The organism is Shinella granuli (assembly GCF_004341885.1).
In the GTDB taxonomy this organism is placed as follows: Bacteria; Pseudomonadota; Alphaproteobacteria; order Rhizobiales; family Rhizobiaceae; genus Shinella; species Shinella granuli.
Genome location: NZ_SLVX01000016.1, coordinates 45,020 through 57,746 on the forward strand (window position 1 = coordinate 45,020; position 12,727 = coordinate 57,746).

At 66.5% G+C, this 12,727-nt stretch carries 13 protein-coding genes; 1 reads left to right on the top strand and 12 read right to left on the bottom strand.

All coding sequences use genetic code 11. From position 1 onward, the window contains the following. The first annotated feature begins 6 nt into the window (after nt 1–6). Entirely contained in the window at nt 7–1,446 is a 1,440-nt protein-coding gene (locus EV665_RS21700; RefSeq protein WP_133035650.1) for a cryptochrome/photolyase family protein, read from the top strand. Between the two features lie 9 nt (nt 1,447–1,455). On the opposite strand, the gene phnN is transcribed toward EV665_RS21700, so the two are convergent. The 12 genes from phnN to EV665_RS21760 form a co-directional block, all read right to left on the bottom strand. Continuing rightward, on the bottom strand, nt 1,456–2,055 hold the full coding sequence (gene phnN, locus EV665_RS21705; RefSeq protein WP_133035721.1) for a phosphonate metabolism protein/1,5-bisphosphokinase (PRPP-forming) PhnN: 600 nt from the start codon (nt 2,053–2,055) through the stop codon (nt 1,456–1,458). Between the two features lie 2 nt (nt 2,056–2,057). Beyond that, on the bottom strand, nt 2,058–3,197 hold the full coding sequence (locus EV665_RS21710) for an alpha-D-ribose 1-methylphosphonate 5-triphosphate diphosphatase (protein WP_133035651.1): 1,140 nt from the start codon (nt 3,195–3,197) through the stop codon (nt 2,058–2,060). A 1-nt stretch (nt 3,198) separates the two neighbouring features. Then, nucleotides 3,199–3,906: a DUF1045 domain-containing protein gene (locus EV665_RS21715; protein WP_064333164.1), complete on the bottom strand. Its 708-nt coding sequence runs from the start codon at nt 3,904–3,906 to the stop codon at nt 3,199–3,201. 105 nt (nt 3,907–4,011) lie between these two features. Further along, nucleotides 4,012–5,514: a phosphonate ABC transporter, permease protein PhnE gene (phnE, locus tag EV665_RS21720; RefSeq protein WP_133035652.1), complete on the bottom strand. Its 1,503-nt coding sequence runs from the start codon at nt 5,512–5,514 to the stop codon at nt 4,012–4,014. A gap of 9 nt (nt 5,515–5,523) precedes the next feature. Further along, on the bottom strand, nt 5,524–6,480 hold the full coding sequence (gene phnE, locus EV665_RS21725) for a phosphonate ABC transporter, permease protein PhnE (protein ID WP_245507787.1): 957 nt from the start codon (nt 6,478–6,480) through the stop codon (nt 5,524–5,526). Nucleotides 6,481–6,659: 179 nt separating this feature from the next. Further along, nucleotides 6,660–7,565, bottom strand: coding sequence for a phosphonate ABC transporter substrate-binding protein (gene phnD / locus EV665_RS21730; RefSeq protein WP_064333161.1), 906 nt, complete (start codon nt 7,563–7,565; stop codon nt 6,660–6,662). An 81-nt stretch (nt 7,566–7,646) separates the two neighbouring features. Continuing rightward, nucleotides 7,647–8,495 carry a phosphonate ABC transporter ATP-binding protein gene (phnC, locus tag EV665_RS21735; RefSeq protein WP_064333160.1) on the bottom strand — a complete coding sequence of 283 codons (849 nt, stop codon included), beginning with the start codon at nt 8,493–8,495 and terminating at the stop codon, nt 7,647–7,649. Between the two features lie 152 nt (nt 8,496–8,647). After that, nucleotides 8,648–9,262: a DapH/DapD/GlmU-related protein gene (locus tag EV665_RS21740; protein WP_064333159.1), complete on the bottom strand. Its 615-nt coding sequence runs from the start codon at nt 9,260–9,262 to the stop codon at nt 8,648–8,650. Beyond that, complete coding sequence (phnL, locus tag EV665_RS21745) at nt 9,259–9,966, bottom strand: phosphonate C-P lyase system protein PhnL (RefSeq protein ID WP_133035654.1); 708 nt, start codon at nt 9,964–9,966, stop codon at nt 9,259–9,261. The genes EV665_RS21740 and phnL overlap by 4 nt, the downstream gene beginning before the upstream one ends. 2 nt (nt 9,967–9,968) lie before the next feature. Then, nucleotides 9,969–10,745, bottom strand: a complete 777-nt coding sequence (gene phnK / locus EV665_RS21750) for a phosphonate C-P lyase system protein PhnK (protein ID WP_133035655.1) — start codon at nt 10,743–10,745, stop codon at nt 9,969–9,971. Next, a complete protein-coding gene (locus EV665_RS21755; protein ID WP_133035656.1) occupies nt 10,742–11,626 on the bottom strand; it encodes an alpha-D-ribose 1-methylphosphonate 5-phosphate C-P-lyase PhnJ in 885 nt (294 codons plus the stop codon). The genes phnK and EV665_RS21755 overlap by 4 nt, the downstream gene beginning before the upstream one ends. Then, nucleotides 11,623–12,723: a carbon-phosphorus lyase complex subunit gene (locus EV665_RS21760; RefSeq protein WP_133035657.1), complete on the bottom strand. Its 1,101-nt coding sequence runs from the start codon at nt 12,721–12,723 to the stop codon at nt 11,623–11,625. Before EV665_RS21760 ends, EV665_RS21755 begins: the two co-directional genes overlap by 4 nt. Between the last annotated feature and the right edge of the window lie 4 nt (nt 12,724–12,727).

Below are 12,727 nucleotides of genomic sequence, written 5' to 3' on the forward strand. Positions count from 1 at the left end.
GGCCCGATGGCAACGCACCAAGCCCCGGTCATCGTCTGGTTCCGCAAGGACCTGCGCATCGACGACAATGCGGCGCTGGCCGCCGCCGCGGATACCGGGCGCCCCGTCGTCCCGCTCTATGTCCTTGAGCCTGCGGAGGCCGGAACCGGCGCGCTCGGCGCCGCCCAGCGCTGGTGGCTGCACCACGCCCTCGAAGCGCTGGCCGGGAACCTCTCCGGGCTCGGCGCGCCGCTCGTCCTGCGCAGCGGGCCGGCCGATGCGGTCCTCGACGCGCTGATCGCCGAGACCGGCGCCGACACCGTCCACTGGAACCGCCGGCACGACCCGTCGGGCATGGCAATCGACCGCGCGATCAAGGCCGCGCTGAAGACGCGCGGCCTTGCCGCCACCAGCTTCGCCGGCCAGTTGCTGCACGACCCGACCCGCCTGCTGACGGGAGAAAAGAAGCCCTTTCGCGTCTACACGCCCTTCTGGAAGGCGCTGGAACGGGCGGGCGAACCCCAGGAACCGATCGACCCGCCGGCACGGCTGGCCGCCCTCCCCGAACCCTTGACGTCGGAACGCCTGGAGGACTGGCGCCTCACGCCGGCAAGGCCCGACTGGGCCGCGTCCTTCCGGGAGGTATGGACACCGGGCGAAGCCGCCGCGCAGGAGCGTCTTGCAACCTTCGTGGACCGCGCGATCGACGGCTACGGCACCGACCGCGACCATCCCGCCCTCGACGCCACCTCGATGCTCTCGCCGTATCTGGCGCTCGGCGAAATCTCCCCGGCCCGCGTCTGGCACGCCACGCGCGGGCTTGACGCGCCGACCGGCGATCTCGTCCATTTCCGCAAGGAACTGGCCTGGCGGGAATTCTGCTACCACCTGCACTTCCATTTTCCCGCCCTCGCGGAGAAGAACTGGAACGACCGGTTCGACGCCTTCCCCTGGGAGGAACGCGGCGAGGCCTTCACGCTCTGGACGCGCGGCCTGACGGGCTATCCGATCGTCGATGCCGGCATGCGCCAGCTCTGGCGGCACGGCTGGATGCACAACCGCGTGCGCATGATCACGGCCTCCTTCCTGATCAAGCACCTGATGATCGACTGGCGGCACGGCGAAAAATGGTTCCGCGACACGCTGGTGGACGCCGATGCGGCCTCGAATGCGGCGAACTGGCAATGGGTGGCCGGCTCCGGCGCAGACGCCTCGCCCTTCTTCCGCATCTTCAATCCCATCCTGCAGGGCGAGAAATTCGATCCGGACGGCACCTATGTACGCCGCTTCGTGCCGGAACTGGAGAACCTGGATGCCGCCTGGATCCACAAGCCCTTCGCCGCACCGGAGGCCGCGCTGAAGAGCGCCGGCATCGATCTCGGCAGGACCTATCCGAAGCCCATCGTCGACCACGCCCGCGCCCGCGAACGGGCGCTTGCCGCCTTCAAGGCGCTGAAGGCGGACTGAGCCGGAGCCCTAATCGTCCCGCGCAAGGGCGGAGGCAAGCAGGCGCACGAGGGCATCACCCGCCTCTTCCAGCGCGCCGCTGTTGTCGATGACGACCGTATCGGCAGCGACGACGATCTCGGGCACGGCGCGGTCGAGCCGGCGGGCGATGGCCTCGGTGCTTTCCCGGCCGCGGGCGGCGAGACGCGCGGCAAGAATGTCGGCGCGGGCGGTGATCAGCACGACCTTCAGCCGCTCGTAGGCGGCAGCGAAGGCGGGCAGCGCCGACCGGCTGCCATTGGCGACCAGCGTCATGCCCTCCGAAAGCCGGTCGAGGGTTTCGCGCGGAATGCCGTAGGAAAGGCCGTGCGCATCCCACGAGACCGCAAAGGCGCCGGCGGCCGCCCGCGCCTGGAAACCGGCCGCATCGACCGCCTCATGCGCCTCCCCGCCGGCATCCGGCGGGCGGGTGATGACGCGGCGCACGAAGCCGAGGCGCGGCTCGCCGGCAAAATGCCGGGCGGCATAGGACATGACGCTGTCCTTGCCCGCGCCGCTGGGGCCGACGACGACGACCATCGTGCCGGCCGCGACCGGCAGGGGCCGGGCCGTGACGATTTCGGCCTCCATGCTCAAGCGACCCGCCTGCCCTGCCGCCAGACCGAGCGCACGACCGGAACGCCGGAGGGACGGCGCACGCGCACGAGATCGGCGCGCAGGCCCCTGGCGATGGCGCCGCGATCGTCGAGGCCGACGGTGCGGGCCGGCGTGGTGGAGACCATGGCGATGGCGCGCGGCAGGTCGATGCCCTCGACCTCGTCGGCGAGGATGAAGGGCGCATGCATCAGGCTGAAGGGCACGTAGTCGGAGGAGAGCACGTCGAGCACGCCCATCGTCGCGAGGTCGCGGGCGGCGATGTTGCCGGAATGGGACTTGCCGCGCACGATGTTCGGCGCGCCCATCAGGACGCTCATGCCGGCACCGTGCGAGGCCTTGGCGGCGTCAAAGCTGGTCGGGAACTCGGCAAGGCGGATGCCGTAGCCGATCGCCTCCTCGACATGTTCCAGCGTCGCGTCGTCATGGCTGGCGACCGAGATGTCGCGGGCCGCGCAGGAGGCGGCGATGGCATCGCGGTGCGGCTTGGCATAGCGGGCGGAAAGGTCCTGCTGGCGCTTGCAGAAGGCGGCGAATTCGTCGTCGGTCAGGCCGCGCTTCTTCTTGTAGTAGAGGATGTACTGGTCCAGCGTCTGGAACTGGCGCTGCCCCGGCGCGTGGTCCATCAGCGAGACGAGGCGGACCAGCGGATCGTCCTCGAATTCCGCATAGTGGTCGAGCACGTTGTCGGTCGAGACCTCGCAGCGCAGGTGGATGAGGTGCTCGGCGCGCAGGCGGTCCTCGTCCTGCGCCTCGGCGATGGCATCGGCCATGGCGCGCATCTCGCCCTGCTCGAAGCCGCCGTCCTCGTCCGAGCCCATGCGCAGGCAGTCGAAGACGGTGGTGATGCCCGAGGTGACGACCTGGGCGTCATGCGCCTGGATCGCCGCCGTCAGGCCCCAGCGCACGCCGGGGCGCGGCGAATAGTGGGCTTCGAGATGGTCGGTGTGCAGTTCGACGAGGCCGGGCAGGAGGAAGTCGCCTTCCATGTCCTCGCCAGCGGCGGAAGAACCTTCGGAAATGTCCGCGATCAGGCCATCACGGAGCACCAGCGTGCCATCGAGGATCCGGTCCTCAAGCACGATGCGGGCATTGGAAAGAACGGTTTCGCGGGTCATGTCAGGCGGTCTTTCTATTGGCTCCCGCTGCGAGCGGGAAAAGCGAATGGACGGTGAAATCGGCGCCGCGCGAGGGCTCGCGGAAGAGCGCGAGGCCCTCGATCGCCAGCGGGCGTTCATGGAAATCGGAAAAATGCGCAAGCAGCGCGGCCTCGACGGCCGCGCGGCGCTCCACGGGGACGCGCCCCGTCAGCGTCATATGAAAGCGGAACGTGTCGAAAACATAGGGATAGCCCCATTGCACGAGGTTCTGGCGCTCTTCGGCCGTGAGCTCGTCCGGTTTGCGGCGGGCGATGTCGGCGGAGGTGAGCGGGGCGCGAAAACGCTCGAAGCGGCGCACCACCTCGCCGGCAAAGGCCTGCAGCGGCTCGCAATCATCGCCGGGCACCAGCGCGAAGAAGGAGCCGAGGCGGCCGACGACAGCGCGCGGAATCTCGAAAGGCCCGACCTCGGAAGCGAAACGGCCGATTGCAGCCAGCAGCTCGGCTTCGCTGCGGCCCTCGGCAAGCGCGAAGGGTGCCTTCAGCGTGGCGTGGAAACCGTAGCGGCGCGGATCGGCCGTCAGGCCGGCGAGCGCGGCCGCATCGAAGCCGTTCACGGCCGGCTGTTCCAGCGCCGCCCCCGTAAACGCATTGCGCCCCAGCCAGCGCTGGGCGGCAAGGGTCAGCGGGTCGCTTGCGGGCGGGGTGAAATAGAGGGCGTAACGCAATGGTTCATTCCTGTGAAAGTCGTTCGACGCCGCCGGTCCGGCGGCGTCGGCACTTGAAGGGATTCGTGTGGCAGCATCATGCCGCCACGCCGGATCTTTCGCCGCTCAATGCGCCGGCTTGCCCATCAGGCGCGAGCGCAGCGCGTTCGAGATGCCGTCGAAGACGAAGACGACGATGAGGATCAGCAGCACCATATAGGCGACGTTCTCCCAGTCGGAATTCGTGCGCATCGCTTCCCAGAGCTTGAGGCCGATGCCGCCGGCGCCGACCGCACCGATGATCGTGGCAGAACGGGTGTTCGATTCCCAGAAATAAAGCGCCTGGGAGGCAAAGAGCGGCATGACCTGCGGCAGCACGCCGAAGCGCTGCACCGCGGCCGGCGCCGCGCCGACCGACTTCACGCCCTCGCGCTGCTTGTCGTCGATATTCTCCAGCGCCTCGGAATAGAGTTTTCCGAGCGTTCCCGTATCCGTGAAGAAGATCGCCGACATGCCGGCGAGCGGCCCCGGGCCGAAGGCACGGGTGAAGAACAGCGCCCAGATCAGCATGTCGACGGAGCGCAGGAAGTCGAAGAGGCGCTTCGTCACCTGGTTGGAGATCCAGCTCCGCGTGATGTTGCGCGCGGCGAGGAAGGCGAGCGGGAAGGCGAGCAGCATGGCGAACAGCGTGCCGACGAAGGCCATGACGATGGTCTGGAGCAGCTTCGTCCAGACGTCGAGATGCTGCCATTCCGCATTGTAGAGGATGTTGTCCCAGGCAAGCGACAGGTTCGACTGCTTCGGGTCGATGCGCTCGCCCGACGTCACCAGCGAGAAGACTTCCGATAGCGGCTTGCCGTGGAAGGGCGAATTGGTGTCGAACAGGAAGTTCGCCCAGCCGAAGAAGCGCTTGCGGATCGAGATGTCGTCCGCCTCGATCTCGCCCCAGCCGGCGACACCGAAGGAGAGCGTGATCTTCTCGCCCGGCGCCTTCTGCGTCGCCCAGGCCGGCAGCACGCCCTCGACCGTCATATCGGAGCCGGCGATCTCGACGAGCAGCGTCTCGCCGGAATGCTGCACGGTCACCCGCTCTGGCACGACCTCGACGCTCGTCGAGGAATTGAGCGTGATCTTCGCACGCTTGACCACCTCCTCCTCGCGGGTGGTCGCGGTCGCCATGGCATTCGCGGCAGTGGCCGAGCCGCCGATGGTGCCGCCCGTTCCCATGAAGCCCATCGAGGCGGGCTTTTGGGCGGTGTCCGTCGCAGCGCCGGCGGAAGGCGTGGTGCGGGTCATCGTGCCGCGCTCGATCTCGACCCAGTCGGGCTCGGCATTCGGCCCGAGCGGCGAAAAGCGCGGATAGGTCAACTTCATCGCGCCGTCGGGATCGATCGTCACTTCCGGGCGCACCTCATAGGAGACCCAGTCGGCGAGATAGGTGCCGGCAATGTTCCAGTTCGCCGTGCCGAGCACATGGCCGATGGCGAAGAACCACCAACAATAGAGCGCGTAGAGCACGAAGCCGCCGGCGATGATGGCGACGCGGAAGCGCTGCCAGAACGAGCGGTGGAAGACGGCCGGATGGCGTGCCGCGATCTCATCCATCTGAGCGGGATTGAGGGTCGTCATGGCACTCTCCTATTGGGCCAGCCGGAAGGCGTGATCGCCGACGAGCCTGCGGCGCAGCCAGGCGGAAAACTGGTCGACGGCGATGATGGTGATGAGCAGCAGGAGCACGATGGCGAGCGTCTTGGCCTGGTGTCCCTGGCCGATGGACAGGCGCAGCAATTCGCCGATGCCGCCGCCGCCGACGGCGCCGATGATGGTCGAGGCGCGCACGTTGATTTCGAGGCGCAGCAGGAAATAGCTCATGAAATTCGGCAGCACCTGCGGCACGATGCCGAACCAGACGCGCTCCACCCAGCTTGCGCCGACCGCGCGAAGCCCTTCCTCCGCCTTCATGTCGGCATTCTCGACCACCTCGAAGAACAGTTTGCCGAGCGCTCCGACCGTGTGGATCGACACGGCGATGACGGCCGGCAGCGGGCCGAGCGACAGGATGGCGAGGAAGAAGCCGGCGAGCACGACTTCCGGGAAGGCGCGTAGGATCTCCATGAAGCGGCGCACGAAGCCGCGCAGCAGGCGGTTGGCGACGAGGTTCTTCGCCGCAAGGAAACAGAGCAGGAAACCGAAGACCATGCCGATGACGGTGGAGAAGATCGCGATGTTCAGCGTCTCCAGCATCTTGTGGAAATATTCCGGCACATAGAGGCTCTCGGTGATGTAGAGCCGCCCCTCCGGGTAATTGTACTTGAAGCTGCCGTCATCATAGGGCGACGGCAGGTCGAACAATGCGCGAAAGACCTCCAGCCCGTCACGCGGCACCATGTCGCCGACGAAATCGAAGAGATGCGGCAGCCGGTCGAAGAACTTTCCGGCATTGGTCTCGTTGGCGAACCAGAGCGAGCCGGTGAGCGCCATGGCGAGGATGGCAAGGCCGAGCCAGGTATAGAGCCGGCGGCGGGCGTTCAGCTCCTGCCAGTGCCGCTCGATGAGCGCACCCTTTTCGCTGAAGCCGTCGTGAAGCGTGTTCATGGCCATGATCTGTCCGTCTCGGCAGAGTTCTGTGTGCGCAATCCTGATCGCCGACAAAGCGCCACGACCTCTCTTCCGTCATGGTCGGGCTTGACCCGAGGATGACGTCGAGAGTGGGGTGACGACGTCAGCAAAAGGCGCCGGCCGGGTTGCGGCCGGCGCCGGATGCTGTTTGGCGATCAACCGCCGATCGTTGCCTTGCGGGCGTCGATGATCGGCTTGTAGAAGTCGACATTGACCTCCGTGAACGAGGTGAAGTCACCGCCCATGACGGCGGCAAAGCAGGCGGCGTCCTTCTGCGGCAGGTCGAGCATGAACTGCTTGAACTTCGCCTTCATGTCGCCTTCCATGGAGGAGCGGACGACGATCGGGCCGTTCGGGATCAGCGGCGACTTCCAGACTTCGACGAGGTCGTTCATGTCGAGAATGCCCTTCTCGACCATCTTGTGCAGGTTGCCGGAGGTGTAGCCGTCCTTCCACTCGCCGACGCCCGAACCGAAGGTCGTGCCGGCATCGAAGGTGCCCTTCATGACTTCGAGAACCAGGTTCTCATGGCCGCCGCCGAAGCCGGTTTCAGCGAAATATTCCTTGACCGGGCCGCCGATCGATTCCGGCAGCGTGACGAGCGGGATCAGGTAGCCGGAGGTGGAGTCCGGATCGGCGAAGCCGAGCTTCTTGCCCTTCAGGTCCTCCAGCTTGGTGATGCCGGAATCCTTGCGGGCGACCATGATCGAGTGGTAGCCGGTCGAGCCGTCCGTCTGGACGGTCGTCAGGATCGGCTCGACGGCGTCGGCCTTGGCGAGGTAGATCTTGGCAAAGCCGGAGGCGCCGAGTTCGGCATAGTCGAGCGTGCCGCCGAGCAGGCCCTGGATGACGCCGTCATAGTCGGCGGCCGGGAAGAACGAGACCTTCTCGAAGCCGAGCTCGGCCTTCAGATGATCGCCGAGGCACTGATAGTTGCGCAGGCGGTCGGCTTCGTTCTCGCCGCCGATGATGCCGACGCGGAATTCCTTGAGGTCTTCAGCCTGTACGTGGCCGGCGAGCGCGATGAGCGCGACGGCGCCGAGAAGAGCTTTCTTCAGCATGGTCTTTCTCCTGTTTGACCGGCTCTGCCGGGCTCTTGAAAAATGATGGCCCTTCACGCGGGCCAATCGATCCCGGTCGGCTCAAAGGCCGGCCAGTGCCAGCGGTGTCGGGCTGGCGGATTCCTTGATGTTGTCCTGGCGGGCCGGATTGCGGATCGCCGTGGAGGTGACGCTCTCGTCGATCTCCGCCCCATCGGCGCCCGTGCCGTAGATCGTGCGCACCGCCTCGGCATCCAGGTCACGCGCCGGTCCGTCGAAGACGACGCGGCCGCCGGACATGCCGATGATGCGCTCGCAATAGGCGCGCGCCGTATCCAGCGTGTGCAGGTTGGTGATGACGGTGATGCCCTCGCGCTCGTTGATGTCGCGCAGCGCGTCCATCACGATCTTGGCGTTCAGCGGGTCGAGCGAGGCGATCGGCTCGTCGGCAAGCAGCATCTTCGGGTTCTGCATCAGCGCCCTTGCGATCGCCACGCGCTGCTGCTGGCCGCCCGAGAGCGTGCCGGCCGGCTGCAGCGCGGTCTGCTCGATGCCGAGGCGCTCCAGCGCGGCAATCGCCATGATGCGCTCCTCGCGGGTGAAGAGGTTGAGGATGCTCAGCACGGCCGAACGATGGTTGAGGCGGCCGAGCAGCACGTTGGTGAGCACATCGAGGCGTGGCACGAGGTTGAACTGCTGGAAGATCATGGCGCAGTCGCGCTGCCAGTTGCGCAATGCCGCGCCGCGCAACGCGGAGACCTCGACGTCATTGAAGTGGATGGAACCCTCGCTCGGATCGGCAAGACGGTTGATCATGCGCAGCATGGTGGACTTGCCGGCGCCGGAGCGGCCGATGACACCGACCATCTGGCCCTGCGGAATGTCGAAGGTCACGTCGTCGACCGCAACGCGCTCGCCGAACCGGCGGGTAACATTCTTCAGTCGAAACATGATGGATCCCTTTTGTCCTGTGTCGGATCGAGGTCGGGCCTCGTCGTTTTCGGGACTGGCTCTAAACGCTGTTGATGAAGGGGCGATGTCAGTTTCATGTCGGAAAAATAACAGTCCACAGGCCTGAATTTCCGGCATCGGAGGGGGCCTCCTCACCCGTCGTGACGGGCGAGGAAGGCTTCTGCGTCAAGTTTGCGAAAGTCGTCCAGAGCCGTGCGCAGCCGGGCGTGATCCCAGTCCCACCAGGCGAGTTTTTCCATGCGTTCGGCGATGGTTCGGGGGAAGCGTTCGCGGATGACTTTCGCCGCGACGCCGCCGACGATCATGTAGGGTTCGACGTCCTTTGTGACGACCGCGCCGGAGCCTATGACAGCGCCGTTGCCGATCGTGACACCCGGCAGGATGGTCGATCCGTGACCGATCCACACGTCATGGCCTATGGTGACGCGATGGTCGCGCCGCCAGGAGAAGAAGTCGGCCTCCTGGTCGGCGTCCGGCCAGTAGTCGTTGGCACGGTAGGTGAAATGGTGCAGGGTCGCGCGCCACATCGGGTGGTTCGTCGCGTTGATGCGCACCGAGGCGGCGATGTTGGCGAACTTGCCGATCGTCGTGCACCAGACGGAGCCGCCGTTCATGATGTAGGAGTAGTCGCCGATCTCCGCTTCGCTGACGCGGCAGTTCTCGTCGATCTCCGTGTAGCGGCCGAGCACCGTGTCTGACACGACGGCGGTCGGATGGATCAGCGGCGTTTCGGACAGCCGGGTCATGCGACGGCCTTTCGCGGCGAGAAGGCAGAGACGTCGACGATGCGGTCGGCAACCTTCTCGCGCACGTCCTCGTCGTGGAAGATGCCGAGAAGCGCGACCCCGGCGGCCTTCTTCTCCGCGATCATCTCGACGACGACGGCGCGGTTCTTCGCGTCGAGCGAGGCGGTCGGCTCGTCGAGCAGCAGGATGCGATGATCGGTGATGAAGCCGCGGGCGATGTTGACGCGCTGCTGCTCGCCGCCGGAGAAGGTGGCCGGCGGCAACTGCCAGAGGTCGCGCGGCAGGTTGAGTCGGGCGAGCATCGCCTCCGCCGTCGCTTTCGCCTCGGCCGCCTCGACGCCGCGGGCGGCCAGCGGCTCGGCGACGACGTCAACGGCCGCGACGCGCGGCACGGTGCGCAGGAACTGGCTGACATAGCCGAGCGTGGCGCGGCGCACCGACAGGATCGTGCGCGGATCGGCGGCCGCCAGATCGAGCAGGCGTCCGCCATGCTCGATGAGGATCTGGCCGCTGTCGACGGCATAGTTGCCGTAGACCATCTTGAGCAGCGAACTCTTGCCGATGCCGGACGGGCCGCCCAGCACGACGCATTCGCCTGCCTTCACCGAGAAAGCGACATTCGACATGACGGGCAGGCGGATGCCGTCGCGAAGATGCATGGTGAAGCTCTTCGCGACTTCGGAAACAACGAGCGGGGTCGGCATGGTCACACCTGAAGGATCGAGGAGACGAGGAGCTGGGTATAGGCTTCGCGCGGATCGTCGAGCACGCGGTCGGTGAGCCCCTGCTCGATGACGATGCCGTCCTTCATCACCATCATGCGGTGCGAGAGGAGGCGGGCGACGGCAAGGTCATGCGTGACGATGATCGCGGAAAGGCCGAGGTCCTGCACGAGGCCGCGCAACAGATCGAGCAGGCGGGCCTGCACCGAGACGTCGAGGCCGCCCGTCGGCTCGTCCATGAAGACGAGGCGGGGAGAGGTCACGAGATTGCGGGCGATCTGAAGACGCTGGCGCATGCCGCCCGAGAAGGCGCGCGGCTGGTCGTCGATGCGGTCGACGCTGATCTCGACGCGGCCGAGCCAGTTGCCGGCCGTTTCGCGGATATTGCCGTAGTGTCGCTCGCCGACGGCCATCAGCCGCTCGCCGACATTGGCGCCGGCCGAGACCGCCATGCGCAGGCCGTCCGCCGGGTTCTGGTGCACGAAACCCCAGTCGGTGCGCATCAGGAAGCGGCGCTCCGCCTCGCTCATGCGGGACAGGTCGCGCATCCCGCCATCGCGCATGCGATATTCGACGGAGCCCGAGCTCGGCATCAGGCGGGTGGCGAGGCAGTTGAGCAGCGTCGTCTTGCCGGAGCCGGATTCGCCGACGATCGCCAGCACTTCACCCGGCCAGAGATCGAAGGAGACGTTCTGGCAGCCGATGCGCGCGCCGTAGAACTTCGAGATGTCGCGGACTTTGAGAAGCGGCGTGTCGGTCATTCGGCAGCCTCCTTGTCATAGGCGAGAGAGCCGCGATGGCCGCCCGCGCAGCGTTCTTCACAATGATCGGTGTCCGAGCAGACGAACATCCGCCCGCCCTTGTCGTCGAGCACGACCTCGTCGAGGTAGACATTCTCCGCGCCGCACAGCGCGCAGGGCCTGTCGAAGGTCTGGATCTCGAAGGGATGGTCCTCGAAATCGAGGCTGACGACCTCGGTGAAGGGCGGCACGGCGTAGATGCGCTTTTCGCGTCCCGCGCCGAAAAGCTGGAGCGCCTCCGACATGTGCATCTTCGGATTGTCGAATTTCGGCGTCGGCGACGGGTCCATGACGTAGCGGCCCTCCACCTTCACCGGATAGGCATAGGTCGTGGCGATATGGCCGTTGCGGGCAATGTCCTCGTAGAGCTTGACATGCATCAGGCCGTATTCTTCCAGCGCGTGCATCTTGCGCGTCTCGGTCTCGCGCGGCTCGAGGAAGCGCAAGGGTTCGGGGATCGGCACCTGGTAGACGAGCGTCTGCCCGGCCGTCAGCTTTTCCTCGGGAATGCGGTGGCGCGTCTGAATGATTGTCGCCTCGCGCGTCTTTGTCGTCACCGCCACATCGGCGACCTTCTGGAAGAAGGCGCGGATGGAGACGGCGTTGGTCGTGTCGTCCGCCCCCTGGTCGATGACCTTCAGCACGTCCTTGGGGCCGAGGATCGCCGCCGTCACCTGCACGCCGCCGGTGCCCCAGCCATAGGGCATGGGCATTTCGCGCGAGGCGAAGGGCACCTGGTAGCCGGGAATGGCGATCGCTTTCAGGATCGCGCGGCGGATCATGCGTTTGGTCTGTTCGTCGAGATAGGCGAAATTGTAGGTCGCCAGGTCTGCCGTGCTCATTCTGCGGCCTCCGGAAGATCGATGTTCTGCGCGGCCTCGTATTCGCGCCGCATGCGGCGCACAAGATCGAGTTCGGCCTGGAAGTCCACGTAGTGCGGGAGCTTCAGGTGCTCGACGAAGCCGGTCGCCTGCACGTTGTCGGAATGGGAGATGACGAATTCCTCATCCTGCGCCGGGGCGACGATATCCTCGCCGAATTCCTCCGCGCGCAGCGCCCGGTCGACCAGCGACATGGCCATGGCCTTGCGCTCGCTCTGGCCGAAGACGAGGCCGTAGCCGCGGGTGAACTGCGGCGGGTTCTTCGCCGATCCCTTGAACTGGGCGATCATCTGGCATTCGGTCACCTGGATGCGACCGAGCGAGACGGAAAAGCCGAGTTCCGGCATGTCCAACTCCACCTCGACCTCGCCGATGCGCACCTCGCCGACGAAGGGATGGGTGCGGGCATAGCCGCGCTGCGTGGAGTAGCCGAGCGCCAGCAGAAAGCCCTCGTCGCCGCGGGCGAGCGCCTGCAGGCGCAGGTCCCGCGCCATCGGGAATTCCAGCGGTTCGCGCGTCAGGTCGCCCGCGACATGACCGTCCGGCAGGCTGCCGTCATCCTCGACGAGCCCTTCGCCAGCCAGGATGTCGGAAACGCGCATCACCGGCTCGCCGGCCTCCTCGCGCTCCAGCGGCGCTTCGACCGCCTCGTCCGTCAGGAGCGACGGATCGAGCAGGCGGTGCGTATAATCGAAGGTGGGCCCGAGGAGCTGGCCACCCGGCAGGTCCTTGTAGGTCGCCGAGACGCGGCGCTCGACGCGCATGTCGCCCGTCTCGACCGGCTTCGAATAGCCGAAGCGCGGCAGCGTGGTGCGGTAGGCGCGCAGGATGAAGATCGCCTCGATCATGTCGCCGCGCGCCTGGCGGACGGCAAGCGCCGCGAGCGACCGGTCGTAGAGCGAGGCTTCGGCCATCACGCGATCGACGGCAAGGCCGAGCTGCGCGACGATCTGCTCGATGCCGATGGCCGGCAGCGAACGGTCGCCGCGGCGGCGGTCGGCGAGGAGGCGGTGGGCGTTGGAGATGGCGGCTTCGCCACCCTTGACGGCAACGTACATGGTC